We start from the raw sequence: 18,553 nt of genomic DNA, 5'->3' as shown, positions 1-18,553 counted from the left end.
TGTCGCTCTCTGCTCGTTCCTCCACACTGGCGTGATGCGCATCACTCCCCGCCGTCTCGCGATCGGCATGAGCCTGTGGATCCCCAACCTCTTCAGCGGCATCCGCATCCGCCGCTTCAGTGAGGATTGGACCCACGCCACGGTCGAGCTTCATGTGAACGCCTTCACCCGCAACTACGTCAAGACCGCGTTCGGCGGTTCGATGTCGGCGATGACCGACCCGTACTTCTTCATGCTCGTGATGCACCAGCTCGGACGCGACCACGTCGTGTGGGACACCCGCGGCGAGATCGAGTTCCTCAAGCCCGGCCGTGGCGTGCTCACTGCCGAGTTCGAGGTGTCGAAGGAGAAGGCCGAGGAGATCCGTGAGCGCGCACGCGGCGGAGCCAAAGTGCTCGAGTGGTTCGAGACCGTCATCACCGACCGGGAGGGCGACGTCGTGGCGAAGGTACGCCGCGAGGTCTACATCCGGGAGAAGAAGCGGGTCACGGCCTCGCGTGGTTGATCGAGGGCCGTGGAGGTGTAGGCGGGGCGGTCGTCAGAACTTGCCGCCCGGATAGACGCCCTCCGGCAACGTGAAGCAGACCGAACCCGACGCGATGCGGATCGTGTGCGGCTCTCCCTCGCTGAAGATGTAGTTCTCCACCGAACCAGGCAGCGTCAACTGCACGCTGTACGTGTCAGTGACATCGACCCAGGATTCGACGGAGAACCGGCCTTCATCTCTCACAACTGATTCCAACTGCTTCACCACCGCAGTCGTATCAGCTTCCGGGACGAGCACCACCGTCGTCGATCCCTTCCACCGGTGCCGTTCTTCGTCACAGGAGAACAGCGTTCCGTCCGGCTTCTGCTCGATGCTGGCGACGACGTCCTCAGGAATCAATGACGCGAGCTCCAACTCCGCCGCTTGCGCCTCAGCCTTAGCCTCTTCCAGCGTCACGTTACTCTCCTCGTTTGTTCGGTCAGGTGCGGGTGCACAGCCCGATAACGCGAAGACACAGCTCAGACCCACGGCGATGAGACCCCATCGCGCCCTCATTCTCCAGCCACCAGATTCAGCATCGCATTCAGCGCCTTGTCGTTTGCCGTTGTGTTGGTGGCGATCAGATTGTGATTGTCCATCAGCACGCCAATGTCATCGACCGGGAAGTACACCGCTGGGTACCCGCTGGCCGCCACGGCTTCGGCCTCTGCTGCCGACTCTGCCAGTTCGTCATCATGCGGCCCTTCGTAGTATTCGCCGTGCTCGAAAGCCGGGTGCTCCCGTGGATTGTTCCCGTCCCACACGATCCCGAGCCCCTGCCCGGATTGCAGGATGTCGTTGTAGGAGAGGTCGGTGTACGTCGTGTCCTGCCCGGGCTTCCACGCTTCGGGCATCCCGGCCCCCGAGAGCGAGATCACCTTGTCGTAGTCTGCCCCAGCGACCTCGGAGCTCGTGACGTTCGACAGCCCCCAGCTGTGTCCGAGAGCATCCTGCTCCGCCGCCCCGAGGAGCGGGTCCGCGCGCATGCCCGCCTCGAACCGCGCGAGCTGTCGCCCTGCCGCGAGCGCGCGATCCTCATCGTTCGCCTCGCCGATGCGGAACATGTCGATACCGCCGACGTCGGTGTTCTCACCCGGGAACGGCCCGTCCTTGTAGACGAACGCGACCGTGCCGGGCACCTGGTCCGCGAGGTATCCAGCGATCTGCTGCGCGCCACCCCGGTAGAAATCCCCGAGACTCGTGAAGGTTCCGGGCACATACGTAATCACCTTCTCCGTCTCGGGCGAGGGGGTTCCGATCATCTCGACGATCCGCGAGGAATCGCGATCGTAGAGATAGAGCTGCACGGGAGCATCATCGCTCAGCGCCTGCTTCAGGTAGGCGATCTCGCTGCGCAGGAAGGCCGCGCGCTCATCCGAGATCCCTTCGACGGCGAGGTCCGCTTCGGCCTCCGCGATCCAGTCGGGCGCGTTCAAGCGGTTTGCAGCCACGCGAACGAGGGCGGGAATCCCGTCCATCGCGCCCACGATCTCGGGGTACGCATCGATCACCTCGTCTTGCAACTCCGGCCGCGACAGCCACAGGAGCAGCACGTCCTCCGGGGTGTCGGCGGACAGGAGCGCATCGAGGAAGTCCCGCGCTTCGAGGGTCACCGGCACGCTCTCCGACGGGACCAATGCCCGCACTGCGGCGTCGTAGGCCTCTTCCCAGGCCCCGAAGTGTCGTTCGTACTCGCTCCAGAGCTCGTTCAGCTCCTCCTCGGCCCGATCGCGCGCTCCGATCTGTGCCGTCGCCTCGCCTTCCGCCTTCTCCAGGGCTGCGGGGTCGTCGAGCCTCGACGCGGCCAGCGCACCGCGCCCGGCACTGTCAGCGGCCCTTCCCAGCGTCTCGTGCTGGGCGTGCGCACTCTCGATCTCCTCGATCAGCGCGTTCGCCTTCTGGGCGTGCGCGTCGTGCGCCTGCGCGTACGCCGTCAGGGCTTCGGCGAGCGTCTGCGCGAGCGCGACGTCCGGGCCGATCACCGACAGGATCGCCGCAGCGTCCCCCCGGGCGCCGGTGATCTTCTCCAGCGGGTATCCGCGGTTCGGAGAACTCCGGCATCACCGCCGACGAGATTCGATGCATCCGTCTGCAGGACGAACGCGGCATCGGCGAGGTCTGAGGCCGACGACTGCAATTCGTCATAGAACACCTGTACTTCCGACATGAAGACACCCCCCGGTATCCATCTGGATCATCCTTCCCTCATGGTTTCACCACACGAGGTCAGGCGTGGAAGCAAGCATAGGCGACGGCCGAACGACGCTTCGTCACCCTGGCGCGAGCGTCGACGACCTCGCGATCAGGGTCGGGGCGAGTCGCACGGTGTCGTGTGCGGTCGATGCGCCCGACACCAGTCCGAGGACGAGTTCGAGGGCCGTGCGCCCGCTCTCCTCGAACGGCTGCCGCACGGTCGTGAGGTCGAGCGCTGCGGCGACCTCACCGTCGTCGTAGCCGACGACCGCGAGCGGGGCGGTGCCAGGATCCGCACGTAGCGCCGACAGCACCGCGGCGGCGAACTGGTCATGGTTCGCAACGATCGCCGTCGCACCTGCAGCTCGGGCTGCGGCGATCACGCGACCATCGACCGAAGCGGGATCAGCGACCGCCAGATCCGTCATCGCCACGTGCTGCGTCAGCCCGTCGATGCGGAGCATCCCCGCCGACACGTATGCCGGCGAGCGCTGCGGCTCATGCACGAACAGGACCCGGCGATGGCCGAGTCCCGCGAGATGGCGGCCGATCTGCGACCCGCCGTCGCGGTCGTCGACGAGGACGACCGGACCGCCCGCATCGGACCGTGTCGGCACCACGTCGACGTAGACGACCGGGATGCGCGCCGCTCTGCTCGCTCTGCGCGCCGCACCGCCGAGCGGAACCCCCATCACCACGAGGCCGGTGGCATCCGTGCGAGTGGGCAGCACATCGAGCAGCGGCTCATCCGCCGCGGCCGCGGAATCGAGGTCGTAGGGGATGATATCGACCGCCGCGTCCCTCGTTCGACGGAGCATGCCGGACAGGCGGCGCAGATACGACGGGTAGGTCGTGAACGGTGCGGCGACCGCGATGCGCGCGGCCCCCACGCGCCGCCCCTGTGTCATGCGATACCCGAGCGCGGTGGCCGCGGCGACGATGCGTTCGCGGGTCTCGGGGCGCACCCGGTGCGGAGCGCTGACCGCCAGTGAAACGGTGGAGATGCTCACTTCGGCGCGCTCCGCGACGTCGTAGATGGTGACCCGTCCCGGTCGTGCACGCATGATCGGACTTCCTTCTTCATCGAAGTTCTTCGATTGTCCAGACTAGGGCGGAACTCGCACTGTGGGAATTCACCGGTGCGTAACCCATCGAAGGAGATGCCCGATGCCGACACCACGGTCCCGATTCCGGCGCCCGGCGCTCGACAACGCGGTCGCAGCGTGGGAGGAGCGGGTCGCACCGTTGCTCGCCACGGAACCCGCAGACCCCGCAGGGCGCCGCCGGGTCGCGGCTGAGAACGACGACGCGGTGAGTGCCGCGCTCGGGATCACTCCGCTCCCCACTGCCACCGAGGAGCACATCGTTGCGGTCGACGGGCACCCCGACGTGCGCGTCCGCGTGTACTGGCCCAGCGAGGAGCGCACGCCACCAGGGTCGGGTCTCCCCGTGCTGGTGTACTTCTACGGCGGTGGATTCACGATCGCCGGGATCGACTGGGTCTCGTGGGACGCCCGGTTCCGAGCCAGAGCACGGGACGCGGGAATCATCATCGTCGCGGCCGACTACGCCCACGCGCCGGAGGAGCGCTTCCCCACCCAGCCGGAGCAGTGCTGGTCGGCGTTCGAATGGGCGCACGCCCACGCCGAAGAGCTGGGGGCTTCGCGCGATCGGATGGCCGTGGGGGGAGCCTCGTCAGGAGGTGACCTCGCCGCCGCCGTGACACTCATGAACCGCGATCGCTCTGCACACCTGATCGCCCTGCAACTGCTGGAGAACCCCGCACTGGACTTGACGATGGGACACGCCGACATGAGCGGGATCGATGCCCGGATGCCAGGAGTCATCGTGCGCGCGGTCGGCCGCAACCTGGTGCGGCAGTACGTCGGGGCTGACTCCGCGGCGGCGCGCGGACCGTATGCCTCACCGTTGCTGGCCGTGACCCACGAAGGGCTTCCGCCCGCGGTGATCCTCACCTCCGAGCTCGACCCCCTGCGCGGCGACGGAGAAGCCTACGCACGGGCGCTCTCCGCCGCGGGGGTGCCGGTGACGGCGATGCGCTTCATCGGACAGACACACGGATCGCTCGGTTCGACCGGATACGTGCCAGCGGCCGATACCGCACATCGCCTCGTCGTCTCCGAGCTGCGCACGCTTCACGAAGGAGCTGGGGCATGAGCGGGCTGCAACAGGGTCTGCCGCCGTTGAGTCCGCAGATTCTGGAGTGGATCGAGCGCATCCGTGAGCTCTCCGCAAAACTTCCCGACCTCGACTCCCCCGACCTGGGAGTGCGCCGCCGCGCGCAACGGGAATTGAGCGACCTCCTGGCCGTCGAGTTCACCGCACCGGCTCCCGCAGGCGTGGAGATCGACGACCTCATGCTCGCCGGCGGCGCGGGTCCGCTGCGTGCGCGTCGATATCGACCCGAGTCTGCGACCGGCGCACTGCCGACGATGCTGTGGCTGCACGGAGGGGGTTGGACCGGCGGCACGATCGACGAGCTCCTCAACGACCGTCTCTGCGCAGATCGCGCGCTGCGCTCCGGCGTGCAGATCGTGTCGCTGGAGTACCGGCTGGCGCCCGAGCATCCGTTCCCCGCTCCGGTCGACGACGCCGTCGCGGCATTGGAGGATCTGCGCGAGCGTGCCGACGAACTCGCCATCGACGCAGATCGGCTGGGCATCGGCGGCAACTCCGCGGGGGCGACGATCGCGGCCTCCGTCGCCCTGCGCGAACGCGACTCCGGAACGTCTCTGCACCACCAGGCGCTCGAAGTGCTCCCTGCCGCGCTGCGCATCGTCGGCTCATCGATGCACCGGTACCTCGGCGCCGCGGAGAGGGAGGGTGTCGAGCACCTCGCCGAGGTCTATCGCGCCGGAGCTCCCCTCGCGGACGCCTCTCCGCTGGACGCGCCGGATCACCGAGGACTCGCTCCCGCACTGATCCTCGCCGCCGAGTTCGATCCGCTCCGGGACGGCGCCACCGCTTATGCCGATGCGTTGCGTGCGGCGGGAGTCCCCGTCGTGCTGTGCATCGGCCCCGGCCACGATCACGCCTCTCCCGGACTCACCGGCCGTTGGCAGGGCGCACGGGAATGGCGTGACGTCTTCGTCTCGGAGCTCGCCGACGCCTACCGCACGACCAGCCACCCGAATGCCGATCCGGTGACGACCGCCGGCGCGCACCCGTGACCAGCCCGAACCCCGACCGAGACCCGGAGACGATGATGTCCACCCACGCAGTCGATCCTGTTTTCCCCGCCGACCCCGCTCCCCCGCTCACCGCCGACGCGATCCCCGGCCAGCGCCAGACCCGCTGGTTCTGGATCGCCTTCGTGCTCGCCTGGCTCGGATCCGGCATCGCCCAGGGCGTCGCCAGTGTGGCGATCCCCCAGCTCCTCAAGGAGTGGGATCCCGATCAGGCGACAGGCAACCTGAGCATCATCCTCACGCTCGGCGGCGCGGCCATCCTCATCACGACGCCGATCTTCGGCCGGCTCAGCGACCGCTCGATGTCGAAGCTCGGCATCCGCCGCCCCTGGATCCTCTCCGGCTCGCTGATCGCCCTGGCCGGATACGGGGTGCAGGCCACTGCCCCTTCCCTCCTCGTGCTGGGCGTCGGCACGATCCTGGTCCTCGTGGGCTGGGGCGCGGTGTCGATGACCGTCCACACTCTGTTCGCCGACCAGATCCGCCGCAGCATCCGCGCCATCATGTCGGCCGTCACGGGTGCCGCCACCGCGATCGGGATCCTCGGCGGCGTCTCCCTCGCCGGCATCGTCGCCCCGACCGGCCAGGTCGGCATGTTCCTGATCCCGGGCGGGCTCTCCGTGCTCCTGGCGATCACTCTCTTCTTCACGCTGAAGGACATCCGACGTCGGGAACCCGCGGCGCCGATGGACTGGAGCGGCGTCCTGGCCACGTTCTGGCTGAGCCCGCGCCGCTACCCCGACTTCGCCTGGGCGTGGGTATGCCGGTTCTTCATGACCGCGTCGATCGTGTCGGTCACGAGCTACCTCTACCTGACCATCTCGGGCCGTTTCGACATCGACGACCCGACCGAGATCGCCGCGGTGCAGACCCAGGCGACGGCGGCCTTCACCCTGATGAACCTGGTGATGGCGTTCGTGTTCGGGGTGATCTCCGATCGCACGGGCCGTCGCAAGCCGAGCGTCATCATCGGCGCGCTCGCGAGCGCGGGAGGCCTGGTGCTGGCGATCTCGTTCGGCGACATCGCGTTCTTCCTCGTCGGGATCGCGATCGTCGGAGCCGGGCAAGGCGCCTACATCGCCGCCGACGTCGCTCTGATGACAGAGTGCCTCCCCTCCGTCGACGATGCCGGCAAGGACCTCGGTATCGTGGCACTCGCCTATCTGCTGCCGGGCATCCTCGTGCCCGTTTTCGGATTCTTCGCCACCCGCATAGGCTCGCCGACAGGTGAGAACTTCGCGGCCCTCTACATCGGCGCGGTCGTGATGGCCGTGATCGCCGCATTCGCGGTCACCAGAGTGAAGGGCGTGCGATGACCGATGCTCCCCGCCTCTCAGGCGCAGCCCGCCGCGAGTACCGGCGCCTGACCCGAGCCGCCGACATGCCGCGGCGGACGCACCGGAACGTCACGCGCACGGCCGACATCCGGGTCGCAGCAGACGACGGCGCCACCCTCCTCACCGACCACTGGCATGCGGAGGGATCCGGCGGGCACACCGTGCTGATCCGGACCCCGTACGGACGTGACGGGATCGCCGGAGTAGCGCTGTTCCTCGCCGAACGCGGGCACCACGTGGTGGTGCAGAGCTGCCGCGGCACGTTCGGGTCGTCCGGCGCATTCGACCCATTGCACGACGAGGTCGCCGACGGACAGGCGACGATGCGGTGGCTGCGCGCGCAGTCGTGGGCGACGGGGCGCGTCCACTCCTGGGGCGGAAGCTACTTCGGCGTGACCCAATGGGCCTACTGCGACGGCGACGAGCGCCCCGATGCCATGGGCATCGCGATCTCCGCGCGAAACTTCGACGACGCGATCCTCTACCCGGGCGGCGGATTCTCGATCGACACCCCGCTCACGTGGGCCTACGCGCTCGACATTCAAGAGCGGTCGCTGCCGTCGAAGGCGTGGGCGCTGCTGCGCGCCCGCGGCGGGTTCCGTCGGGGCGCGCTCGCGGTTCCGCCCGCGGATGCTGTGCGTGTGGCACGCGGCGCCGACCCGCAGTTCTTCCGCGACTGGGTCGAGCACAGCGACAAGGGCGACCCCTGGTGGGAGCCCATGCACTTCGCACAGGACGTCGACACCATCCCGCCCGTCACCCTGGTCGCGGGATGGCAGGACCTGTTCCTGGTCGGTCAGCTCACGGACTACGCCGCCCTCCACGACGCCGGCCGTCCGGTGCGCCTCATCATCGGCGACTGGGTGCACGGTGCCCCGGAGATCACGGTGATCGGCGTCCGCGAGGCACTCAGGTCGTTCACCGGTGACGCGCCGACGGACGGCGCGCGGATCGACGTGACCGGCGGCAGTGGCTGGCGCGAGCTGGCGAGCTGGCCTCCGCCACACACGACGATGACCCTGGAACTCACCGCAGACGGGCGATTGGACCCGACCGGCACCGAGACCCCCGCGGCCGATCTCACGTATCGCTACGATCCGGCGGATCCGACCCCGGATGCCGGTGGTCGCACCCTCAATCCGTTCTCCGCGGGGCGACGCAAGCAAAGCGCCCGTGAACGCCGGAACGACGTGCTCGTCTTCACCGGAGATCCGCTCCCGGAAGATCTCGTCGTGATCGGGGCGCCCGAGATCGCACTCTCGTTCGGGTCGTCGAACCCCCGCGCCGACCTGTTCGTGCGTCTCTGCGAAGTGGATGCCCGGGGCGTCTCCCGGGCGCTCAGCGACGGGTACCGACGGCTCTCTCCCGACGGGGCGATAACCGACGCGGCCGGCCGGATCCGGCTCGAACTCGCCCCTCTGGCCCACCGCTTCGCCGCCGGGTCGCGGCTGCGTGTGCAGGTCTCGTCCGGCGCGCATCCTCTTCATCTGCGCAATTCCGGGACCGACGATCCGGTGCGCGACCACTCGCGCCTGATCCCCAGCGACCAGATCGTGCACCTCGGAGGCTCGCGGCCTGCCACCCTCACACTCCCCGCGCAGGTGTCCGTGCCCGCGCGGGAGAGGGCCGGGTCACCCGCCGTTCACCGTCGCATGCCACGATGACGGGATGCCCCTCGCCCGTCGACTGACACTCGCAGACGCGGTCGCCATCGGCCTCGGCTCGATGGTCGGCGCCGGTGTGTTCGCGGTGTGGGCTCCCGCGATCGGCGTCGCAGGGAGCGGCATCCTCATCGCCCTCGCGATCGCCGCCGTCGTCGCGTACTGCAACGCCACCTCCTCGGCGCAGCTCGCCGCCGCACACCCCGTCGCCGGTGGCACGTACGCCTACGCCCGCGCGGAGATCGGCCCCTGGTGGGGCTTCATCGCGGGATGGAGTTTCGTGATCGGCAAGATCGCGAGCTGCGCCGCGATGGCGATGACCTTCGCCGCGTATGCAGCACCGGCCGGCTGGCAGCTGCCCGTCGCCGTCTCGGCGGTCGTGCTTCTCGCCGTCGTGAACTGCTTCGGCGTGACCCGCACCGCCCTGGTCACCCGCATCCTGGTGGTGTGCTCGCTGCTCGGACTCGCGATCGCGGTCGGCTTCGGACTGGGCGCAGCCCCGACGGCCACGCCGACCCCCTTGCCGGATGCAACGGCCTACGGAGTGCTCCAGGGCGCAGGGCTGCTGTTCTTCGCGTTCGCCGGCTACGCACGCATCGCGACGATGGGCGAAGAGGTCGTCGACCCGGCGCGCACCATTCCGCGCGCCATCGTCATCGCCCTGGGCGGCGCGGTGGTCGTGTACACGCTGGTGGGGCTCGCCGTCGTGCTGGTGCTCGGCGCCGACGTGATCGGTTCGACGGCTCCGCTGGTCGACCTGCTCACGGCCGCCGGCGCATCGGCGTGGGCTCCGATCCTCCGCGTGGCCGCGGCTGCGGCTTCGCTCGGCGCTCTGCTGGCGCTGCTGACGGGAATCGGCCGCACGACCCTGGCCATGGCTCGCGAGGGTGACGTGCCCCGATTCCTCGCGCAGATCGACCGTCGCCACCAGGTGCCGCAGCGTGCCGAGATCGCGATCGCGCTGATCGTCATCGCCATCGTGCTCCTCGCCGACCTGCGCGACGCCATCGGCTTCTCATCCTTCGGCGTGTTGCTCTACTACCTCATCGCAAACGCGGCCGCCTTCCGTCAGACGGGGCCCGCCCGCCGCTACCCGCGGGCGCTGCAGGTGCTCGGAGCCGTGGGATGCCTGGTGCTGGTGAACACCCTGCCCGTGCTCGCCTCGCTGGTCGGCACCGCCGTGGTGCTGATCGGCATCGGATACCGGATGCTGCGGCTGCGGTTCACGCGGGTCTGACGCTCGCGCGGGTTGACGCTCGCGCGGGTTGACGCTCGCCCGGGTCTGGCGCACGCGCGGGTCTGGCTCAGCCGCTCACCTCGGAGCGGTACGTGCGCGGTGCGATGCCGAGGACAGCCTGGAAGTCGCGCGTGAGGTGGGCATGATCCGCGTAGCCGAGTTCGGCGGCGATCGAGGCCAGGTCGGCCTCCGGCTCCTCACGCACCCGCTGCGCCGCCTCTTGCAGCCGCCTCCTCCGGATCATCGCTGCCGGCGACAGCCCGACGTGGCGGTGCGTCATCCGCTGCAGAGTGCGCACCGAGACGGCCAGCCGCGTGGCGGCCTCTTCGGAGGTGAGCGCCGCGCCGCCACCCATCAGAACGTCCATGACAGCGTTGGCCTGGAGGGCGGACTCCCGGGCCCGTCCCACGCGCTTCTCGAGCCAGCCGGAGAAGGCAGCGACCGCCCGCTCTCGGTGCCGCTCACCCGAGCCCATCGCCGAGGCGACGGCATCACGGAGCTCGGTGATGCCGTCGTCGAGCACCCGCTCGCCGTCGACCAGCGAGGCGGGGTCGTCGATCAGGGCAGCGACAGCAGCCGGACGCAGCAGCGCCCCGACCGCCCATCCGCTCCCTCGCAGGTCGCGGTGAGACATCCTCGTCGTCGCGCCCGACAGCGTCACGGCATCTCCATCGACGACGAGGTTGAGCGCCGGGTACGCGACGATCTCCTGGCGTGATGAGCGCCCCGGCTCGATCTCCCACTCCGGGATCCAGAACCACGCGACCAGCTCGGTGACCGCCCACGGCGCCGGCAGTCGGTGGAACTGCGGCAGGCGTGCGGGATACAGCACGCCACGGGTCGGGTTCACCATGCGCCCAGCGTAGGCTCCGGCTCCGACATCGCGTGGTTGTCGCGGATCTTCAAGCGACGGCCATCCCACCCGGCCTAGCGTGGCGGCATGAGCAACGACGACAGCACGACAGACGCCCCGACGACCGGTGCGAACGGGACGTACACGACGAACGGCCGCCCGAACAGCGCCACCTCGCTCACCCCCTTCCTGGCGATCCCCGACGCGAAGCAGGCGATCGAGTTCTACCGCGACGTCTTCGGCGCCCGGGTCATCGACGTGACCGAGTTCGGCGGAGTGGTCGCACACGCCGACCTCGACTTCGGGCTCGGCCTGCTCCAGCTCGGAGAGCCGAACCCCGAGTACCACCTCGTGCCCTCCCCCGCAGGCGACGACGACTGCTACTCGATGGGCCTGTACGTCTCCGACGTCGATGCGGTCGTCGAGAAGGCCGTCGCTGCGGGCGCCACCGTGCGCGAAGCCCCCGCGCCCTTCGTCTCGGGCGACCGCTTCGCCAGCATCCGCGATCCGTTCGGGGTGCGCTGGTCGGTCATGACGCGTGTCGAGGACATCTCCGACGAGGAGAGCAGCCGTCGGGTCGCGGAATGGGCGGCGTCGTTCAGCGCTGCACCTGCCGACGGCGCGAGCTGAGCGATCTCTCCGCCGCACGGCACACCGCCGGCAACAGTGCCTCGGCCGTGCGGCGATAGCCCAGCGCACTCGGGTGGAAGCGGTCGAGACTGAACATCGCCTCCGGCTCGTCGAAGAACATCGGCCCCACCGCACGACGCAGGTCGACCGGCTCGGCGCCCGCCTGTCGCGCTGTCTCGTCCTGGATCTCGGCGAGACGGCGGGACAGGCTGGACGCGATCCGACGAAGCGGCTGCGGCACTGCGCGCAGCGCGCCGAGGTCGGGGCAGGTACCCACGACGACTTCAGCGCCCCTCTCCCGGAGCCTGCGGATCGTCTCGTGCAGATGCTGAGCGGACAGTGCCACGGGCAGCCGGTGCGTCACATCGTTTCCTCCGACGATGATCACCGCCGCGTGCGGCTGATACTCCGCAGGCAGGGCGTCGAGCTGGCTCGGCAGATCGGGTGACTCCGCTCCGACCACGGCCGCCGTGCGCAGCCGCACCGGCCGATGCATCCGGCGTCCTGTCGCCTTCGCCAGACGACCGCCGAGCGTCTCCTTGCGGCGCTCGGCCCCGAGGCCTGCGGCGATCGAATCACCGAGCAGAAGCAGTTCGAGCGGCTCGCCGTCGAGAGCTCGCCGCCAGAGGCGATCCGCGTCGAGGGACTCCTCCCCCAGCGGCTTCCCGATCCGGCGTCGCGCGAGCGCGGCCTGCTTCACGAGCACGAGACGGACGCCACCGAGGAAGGCGACGAGCGCCACCCCCACGAGGACCGGGATGCGGATGCGACTCACGCCCCGATTCCACCCCGTCACCGTGAACGCGGCGTGAACGAGCCGCGGCCGCTCCGCTCAGCTCAGCTCAGCTCAGCTCAGCGGCTTGAGCTCCAGTTCGCCGGTATCGGCCGAGACGGTCGCGAATGCCGTGTAGCCGTCGGCGGCCGAACGCTCGAGCAGCGCCTTGACGTTCTTGGTGCGTCTCTCGAGCCGCACCCTGGCGCCGCCCGCGATGAGCGCCGCCTTGTGCTGGACCAGCTGGTGCACCGGAACATCGGCATCGTGGATGAGCACGACCGCCTGTGCCCCGGCATCGGCCTCATCCGCGATCAGGTCGACCAGGCGCTCGAACCCGAGCGAGAAGCCCACGGCAGGAACCTGCTGCCCGAGGAACCGGCCGATCATGCCGTCGTAGCGTCCGCCGCCCCCGAGCGAGTAGCCGACGGAGGGGTGCGCGAGCTCGAAGATCGTGCCGGTGTAGTAGCCCATGCCGCGCACGAGGAACGGGTCGAAGACCAGCGGGATGTCGGACTGACCTCGCCCTGCGGCCACGGCCTCGCCGATGCCGACCAGGTGCTCGATGAGCTCAGCGGGAGCGCCGTCGGGCAGCGCCTTGCGGATCTGCCGCTCACCGTACGGGTTGTACTCCATGGTCTGCGGGCGACGCAGGAAGGCCTCGAATGCGTCGGCGGCCGCAGCGGAAGCACTGCGCTCACGCAGCTCGGTCGCCACGCCCTCTGGCCCGATCTTGTCGAGCTTGTCGATCGTGATGAGCACACCGGGGCGCTCCTCGGTGGTGAACCCGAAGCTGTCGAGCATCCAATCCAGCACGCGGCGGTCGTTGATGCGCACGGTCGCGCCCTCGAGGCCCAGCGCGTCGACCGCATCGAGCGAGGCGACCATCAGCTCGGCCTCGGCGCGTGACGAGTCGTCGCCCATGATGTCGATGTCGCACTGCACGAACTGGCGGTAGCGGCCCTTCTGCGGGCGCTCGGCACGCCAGACCGGACCGATCTGGATCGAGCGGAAGACGGTGGGGAGCTGGCCGCGGTTGCTCGCGTAGAAGCGCGCGAGCGGCACGGTCAGGTCGTAGCGCAGACCGAGGTCCGAGAGCGCAGCCGGGTCTTCGGCGGCAGCGCGGATGGCGTCGGCGTCGAGGCCACGGCGCAGGATGTTGTACGACAGCTTCTCGTTGTCGCCACCGATGCCGGCATGCAGGCGGTCGTACTCCTCGACGACCGGTGTCTCGATCTCGTCGAATCCATGCGCGCGATAGCGGTCGCGGATGACGGAGAGCACACGCTCACGGTGGGCCTTGTCGGCGGGGAGGATGTCGCGCATGCCGCGCGGCGGGTTCACGGTAGCCACGGTTCCATCTTCCCAGGTCTGCCGGCGCCGTCGTGCCGGGCGTCAGGATGCGGCTTCGGCAGCCCGAACGTCGTCTTCCAGAACGCGCAGCCGCTCACGCAACGCCCGTTCGGCGTCCCAGCCCTCGGCACGCGCGGTCGCCACGAGCGCGAGGAGCGCGTCGCCGAGTTCTGCTTCCGACGCAGGAGCGGGCGCCGGTTCGACCGTCACCCCGGCCCCTGCAGCACGGCCCGCGACCTTCTGCGCGAGCGCGAGCGCGGGCATCCCCCGCGGCACGCCGTCGAGCACGCTGCGACGGGTGCGCTTCTCCGCGGCCTTCGCGGCGTTCCAGTGCACGAGCACCTGCTCGGGTGTCTCGGCCACCTCGCCCGCGAACACATGCGGATGCCGGCGCACCATCTTCTCGGTGAGCGTCAGAGCCACATCGTCGATGTCGAACGGATCGTCGGGGTCCTGCGCCGCGATCGCCGAGTGGAACAGCACCTGCCACAGCAGGTCGCCCAGCTCTTCTCGCAGGTCGTCACGAGTGCCGGTCTCGACGGCGTCGATCACCTCGTGCGACTCCTCGATCAGGTAGGGAACGAGGTCGCGATGCGTGATCTGCTGCGACCACACGCAGCGTTCTCTGACCGCGTGCATGGTGTCGGCGGCGATGCGGAGCGGATCGTCCGCCGACGTGCCGGGCTCGGGCTGAGAGCTCACGCTTCCTCCTTGGATGGGCGGGGAACCGGACGGACCGCTCACGACGACGCGGATGCGACCCGACGGTACCAGCGCGCACGGAGCGACACGAAGAACGCGGAGACGACGAGCGCGATCAGAGAGCCCACGAGCACACCGAGGATCGCCTGATCCCGGATGCCGCCGTCGCTCGCGAAGGCGAGGTTGGCCAGCAGCAACGAGACCGTGAAGCCGATGCCGCCGAGCGCACCGGCCGCGAGGATGTCGGCGAACGGCAGGGCGGGTTCCGTCCCCTTCGGGCGGATGCGCATCGCGAGCCAGCCGAACAGCGAGATGCCGATGATCTTTCCGACCGGCAGCGCGACGACGATCGCCCAGAACGCCGGCGACAGCTGCGTGATCGACACAGCGGGGATCACCACGAACGCCGCGACGAACGCGAAGACCGGGAGGATCACGCCGTTCACGGTCGGTTCCAGCGCGTGCCTGGTGCGCCCAGCCGGAACGGGCGACATCACGAGTCCCAGCAGCACGCCGGCGATCGTGGCGTGGATGCCGGAGGAGGCGACCAGACCCCAAGTGACGGCACCCACCACGACCATCGCCACTGCGATCAGCGGGTGCCCCCTCGCATGCAGGAGCCGGCTGAGCGCCCAGAACACGGCCACGCCGACGATCGCGAGGGCGAACTGCACCCACTGCACATCGTCGGCGAAGAGAACAGCGATGAAGATGATGCCGATGATGTCGTCGAGGATCGCGAGCGCGAGCAGGAACACCCGCACGCGGGACGGGAGGCCCTTTCCGAACATCGCGAGCACACCGAGGGCGAACGCGATGTCGGTCGCCGTCGGGATCGGCCACCCCGAGGCTGTGGAGCTGTCACCTCCGGCGATCAACAGATACACGGCGATCGGGACGAGCACTCCTCCGGCCGCCGCGATCGCGGGCTGCATGGCCTTGCGCGGAGAATCGAGCTCGCCGTGGGTCAGCTCATGGCGCAGCTCGATGGCCACGACGAGGAAGAAGACGGCGAGAAGCCCGTCGGACACCCAGTGCGCGATCGACAGATCGAGGTCGGTTCCAGGCACCGCGATGTGGAAATCGAGGAACGCGGCGAGCGCGTCGTGCGTCGGCAGGTTCGCGAAGAGCAGTCCGAGCCCCGCTGCGATGAGGAGGAGGACTGCGGGGAACTGCTGCCCGCGGAGGGGGTTCGCTGAGATGCGCATTCCCCCCATCGTAGGTCGCCGCGTTTCTCCGCGCCTCCCCCGTCTCCTGCTCGTCGGCGAAGCGTCTGTCATGCGTGCAGGACACCCCTTCCACGAGGGATACTCTCGAAGGGTGACCCCCGCACACTCCTTCTCCGAGCCCACGAACACCGAGGCCATCCGCGTGATCGGCCGCTTCGAAGCAGGCCAGGGCATCCCCGATGCCATGCGCACCGACGTCCGCATGCTCGGCCATCTGCTCGGCCAGGTCCTGCGCGAAGCCGGCGGCGACGGACTCTTCGAAGACGTCGAGCGACTGCGGCTCGCGACGATCCAGGCGTATGACCAGGAGACCCCCGACGCTTTCGAGCGCGCAGCGGCCATCGCCGAGTCGTTCACCGTCGCTCGCGCCGACGAGGTCGCACGCGCGTTCACCTGCTACTTCCACCTCGTGAACCTCGCCGAGGAGCACCAGCGCGTGCGCGTGCTGCGCGAGCGTGCGGGGCAGCCGGGCCGCGAGGATGCCGCCGACACCGTCGCGACCGCGTACGCGCGGCTGCGCACCGAGGTCGGCGACGACGAGGCCCGCCGCCGTTTGGAGGGCCTCCGCTTCCACCCGGTCTTCACCGCGCACCCGACCGAGGCCCGCCGCCGCGCGGTGTCGTCGAGCATCCGTCGTCTTTCCGAACTGCTCACACAGCACGATGCGGCGAGCGAGGGCGGCTCGGAGGAGCACCGCGCCCGCCGGCGGATGCTGGAGGAGATCGACACGCTCTGGCGCACGGCGCCGCTGCGGTCGCAGAAGCCGTCTCCGACCGACGAGGTCCGCACCGTGATGGGTGTGTTCGACGAGACGCTCTTCACCACGGTGCCGCACGTGTACCGCCGCATCGACGACGCGCTCCGCGGCGAGGACTCCGGATCGAGCGCCCCGATGGTTCCCGCCTTCGTGCGGATCGGCTCCTGGGTGGGCGGCGACCGCGACGGCAACCCGTTCGTCACGGCATCGGTCACCCGCGAGGCGTCGCAGATCGCGGCCGACCACGTGCTGCGCGGCCTCGAACGCGCCCTGGAGCGCATCGGCCGGACCCTCACGCTCGCCTCCGACGACACTCCGCCGAGCGTCGAGGTCACAGCCCTCTGGGAGCGGTTCGTCGCGGCGGAGCCGGAGCTTGCCGCCGAGCTCGCCACCCGCTCGCCCGATGAGCCGCACCGTCGCGTGCTGCTGGTGCTGGCGCGTCGCGTCGCCGCCACGCGCCACGGTGATGACGGCGCACAGGCCTATTCACGTCCCGAGGAGCTGCTCGCCGATCTCCGCGCAGTGCAGTCGTCGCTCGCGGACGCCGGAGCGAAGCGGCATGCGTTCGGCGGCGTGCAGCACCTGATCTGGCAGGTCGAGACCTACGGCTTCCACCTCACCGAACTCGAGGTGCGCCAGCACTCCCAGGTGCACGCGAAGGCCCTCGCCGAGCTGGAGAGCGGTGCGGCGATCAGCGCGCAGACCGAAGAGGTGCTCGAGCTCTTCCGTGTCATCGCCGACATCCAGCGTGACCGTGGACTTCAGGCCGCCGGCCGCTACGTGGTGTCGTTCACCCAGGCCGCTTCCGACCTCGCGAACGTGCACCGTCTCGCGAGGCACGCGCTCGGGGACGACGCACCGGTGCTCGACGTCGTCCCCCTGTTCGAGACGTTCGCCGACCTCCAGGCGGCACCCGAGATCCTCGCCGAGGCGGTGACCTTCCCGGAGTATCGGGCCCGCATGGCCGCGACCGGCAACCGGCTCGAGGTCATGCTCGGCTACTCCGACTCGTCGAAGGATGTCGGCCCGGTGGCCGCGAACCTCGCGCTGTACGAGGCGCAGGAGAAGATCGCACGGTGGGCCAAGGAGTCCGACATCGAGCTGACGCTCTTCCACGGTCGTGGCGGCGCACTCGGACGCGGCGGCGGCCCCGCAAACTCTGCGATCCTCGCGCAGCCGCCGCACTCGGTCGACGGCCGGTTCAAGCTCACCGAGCAGGGCGAGGTCATCTTCGCCCGCTACGGCGAGCCGGCGATCGCGATGCGGCACATCGATCAGGTCGCCGCGGCGACGCTGCTCGCATCCTCCCCCACCGAGGAGGAGCGCACGAGTCGTGCAGCCGCCCGCTACGCCGAGGTCGCATCCATCATGGATGCCGCGTCCCGCGAACGGTTCTTCTCGCTCGTGAAGGCGGAGGGCTTCGCTCCCTGGTTCGCCACCGTGACGCCGATGGAGGAGATCGGGCTGCTCGCGCTCGGTTCCCGCCCCGCCCGTCGTGGGCTGTCGGTCGAGTCGCTGGAAGACCTGCGGGCGATCCCGTGGGTGTTCGCGTGGACACAGGCCCGCATCAACCTCGCCGGCTGGTTCGGTCTCGGCACCGCCCTGGATGCTGTGGGCGACGAAGAGCTGCTCGTCGAGGCGTACCAGGAGTGGCCGCTTCTTCGCACCATGATCGACAACGTCGCGATGAGCCTCGCCAAGACCGATGAGCGCATCGCCCGCCAGTACCTGGCGCTCGGCGACCGCGACGACCTGGCGCAGCTCGTGCTCGACGAACTCGCGAGCACGCGACGCTGGGTGATCCGGCTCACCGGCGGCGAGCGCCTCCTCGAGAACAAGCCCGTCCTGCAGCGCGCCGTGCAGTTGCGCAGCCCGTATGTCGACGCTCTCTCGCTGCTGCAGCTCCGCGCTCTCCGGGCGCTGCGGTCGGCCGAAGGCGGCGCGACGGGCTCGGGCGCCGATGCGGAACAGCAGCGACTGCTGCTGCTCTCGGTCAGCGGCGTGGCCGCAGGTCTTCAGAACACCGGGTGACCGCCCGCGCCCGACCGAGCGGGAATCGACCCTTTCGGTGCCCACTAGAGTGAAATCTCTGCC

Annotated in this window: 16 protein-coding genes; 8 read left to right on the top strand and 8 right to left on the bottom strand. The window is 69.5% G+C overall.

Annotated elements, in window-relative coordinates:
- The first annotated feature begins 34 nt into the window (after positions 1 to 34).
- Positions 35 to 505: a PaaI family thioesterase gene (locus tag CQ040_RS05240; RefSeq protein ID WP_105526669.1), complete on the top strand. Its 471-nt coding sequence runs from the start codon at positions 35 to 37 to the stop codon at positions 503 to 505.
- A gap of 33 nt (positions 506 to 538) precedes the next feature.
- Here CQ040_RS05240 and CQ040_RS05235 read toward each other — a convergent pair whose 3' ends face one another.
- From CQ040_RS05235 to CQ040_RS05220, 3 genes are all read right to left on the bottom strand, one after another.
- On the bottom strand, positions 539 to 943 hold the full coding sequence (locus CQ040_RS05235) for a hypothetical protein (protein WP_105526670.1): 405 nt from the start codon (positions 941 to 943) through the stop codon (positions 539 to 541).
- Between the two features lie 95 nt (positions 944 to 1,038).
- Positions 1,039 to 2,508 (bottom strand): hypothetical protein, encoded by a 1,470-nt coding sequence (locus CQ040_RS05230; protein ID WP_105526671.1) that lies wholly within the window; start codon positions 2,506 to 2,508, stop codon positions 1,039 to 1,041.
- Positions 2,509 to 2,796: 288 nt separating this feature from the next.
- Entirely contained in the window at positions 2,797 to 3,783 is a 987-nt protein-coding gene (locus tag CQ040_RS05220) for a LacI family DNA-binding transcriptional regulator (RefSeq protein WP_105526673.1), read from the bottom strand.
- A gap of 103 nt (positions 3,784 to 3,886) precedes the next feature.
- On the opposite strand from CQ040_RS05220, the gene CQ040_RS05215 reads away from it, so the two are divergent.
- The 5 genes from CQ040_RS05215 to CQ040_RS05195 are packed head-to-tail and all read left to right on the top strand — an operon-like array spanning position 3,887 to position 10,163.
- Entirely contained in the window at positions 3,887 to 4,897 is a 1,011-nt protein-coding gene (locus tag CQ040_RS05215; RefSeq protein ID WP_105526674.1) for an alpha/beta hydrolase, read from the top strand.
- Complete coding sequence (locus tag CQ040_RS05210) at positions 4,894 to 5,910, top strand: alpha/beta hydrolase (protein ID WP_105526675.1); 1,017 nt, start codon at positions 4,894 to 4,896, stop codon at positions 5,908 to 5,910. Before CQ040_RS05215 ends, CQ040_RS05210 begins: the two co-directional genes overlap by 4 nt.
- Positions 5,911 to 5,945: 35 nt before the next feature.
- Positions 5,946 to 7,244, top strand: a complete 1,299-nt coding sequence (locus CQ040_RS05205; RefSeq protein WP_105526739.1) for an MFS transporter — start codon at positions 5,946 to 5,948, stop codon at positions 7,242 to 7,244.
- Positions 7,241 to 8,929 (top strand): CocE/NonD family hydrolase, encoded by a 1,689-nt coding sequence (locus tag CQ040_RS05200; RefSeq protein ID WP_105526676.1) that lies wholly within the window; start codon positions 7,241 to 7,243, stop codon positions 8,927 to 8,929. The genes CQ040_RS05205 and CQ040_RS05200 overlap by 4 nt, the downstream gene beginning before the upstream one ends.
- A gap of 4 nt (positions 8,930 to 8,933) precedes the next feature.
- Positions 8,934 to 10,163 carry an APC family permease gene (locus CQ040_RS05195; RefSeq protein WP_105526677.1) on the top strand — a complete coding sequence of 410 codons (1,230 nt, stop codon included), beginning with the start codon at positions 8,934 to 8,936 and terminating at the stop codon, positions 10,161 to 10,163.
- A gap of 67 nt (positions 10,164 to 10,230) precedes the next feature.
- Here CQ040_RS05195 and CQ040_RS05190 read toward each other — a convergent pair whose 3' ends face one another.
- Complete coding sequence (locus tag CQ040_RS05190) at positions 10,231 to 11,016, bottom strand: helix-turn-helix domain-containing protein (protein ID WP_105526678.1); 786 nt, start codon at positions 11,014 to 11,016, stop codon at positions 10,231 to 10,233.
- Between the two features lie 87 nt (positions 11,017 to 11,103).
- Between CQ040_RS05190 and CQ040_RS05185 the strand changes: the two genes are divergently transcribed.
- Positions 11,104 to 11,646, top strand: a complete 543-nt coding sequence (locus CQ040_RS05185; RefSeq protein ID WP_105526679.1) for a glyoxalase/bleomycin resistance/extradiol dioxygenase family protein — start codon at positions 11,104 to 11,106, stop codon at positions 11,644 to 11,646.
- Here CQ040_RS05185 and CQ040_RS05180 read toward each other — a convergent pair.
- The 4 genes from CQ040_RS05180 to nhaA form a co-directional block, all read right to left on the bottom strand.
- Positions 11,615 to 12,421: an SGNH/GDSL hydrolase family protein gene (locus CQ040_RS05180; RefSeq protein WP_105526680.1), complete on the bottom strand. Its 807-nt coding sequence runs from the start codon at positions 12,419 to 12,421 to the stop codon at positions 11,615 to 11,617. The genes CQ040_RS05185 and CQ040_RS05180 overlap by 32 nt on opposite strands.
- A 72-nt stretch (positions 12,422 to 12,493) precedes the next feature.
- A complete protein-coding gene (gene hisS, locus CQ040_RS05175) occupies positions 12,494 to 13,744 on the bottom strand; it encodes a histidine--tRNA ligase (RefSeq protein ID WP_219844708.1) in 1,251 nt (416 codons plus the stop codon).
- A 69-nt stretch (positions 13,745 to 13,813) separates the two neighbouring features.
- Entirely contained in the window at positions 13,814 to 14,410 is a 597-nt protein-coding gene (locus CQ040_RS05170; RefSeq protein WP_258131431.1) for a MazG family protein, read from the bottom strand.
- Positions 14,411 to 14,511: 101 nt separating this feature from the next.
- Positions 14,512 to 15,681, bottom strand: a complete 1,170-nt coding sequence (nhaA, locus tag CQ040_RS05165; RefSeq protein WP_105526683.1) for a Na+/H+ antiporter NhaA — start codon at positions 15,679 to 15,681, stop codon at positions 14,512 to 14,514.
- 112 nt (positions 15,682 to 15,793) lie between these two features.
- Between nhaA and CQ040_RS05160 the strand changes: the two genes are divergently transcribed.
- Positions 15,794 to 18,490, top strand: coding sequence for a phosphoenolpyruvate carboxylase (locus CQ040_RS05160; protein ID WP_105526684.1), 2,697 nt, complete (start codon positions 15,794 to 15,796; stop codon positions 18,488 to 18,490).
- Positions 18,491 to 18,553 lie beyond the last annotated feature (63 nt).

The sequence above is a fragment of the Microbacterium sp. MYb54 genome (assembly GCF_002979515.1).
GTDB lineage: Bacteria > Actinomycetota > Actinomycetes > Actinomycetales > Microbacteriaceae > Microbacterium.
The sequence above is the reverse complement of the archived record's forward strand: the minus strand, read 5'-3'. Positions and strand labels throughout refer to the sequence as shown.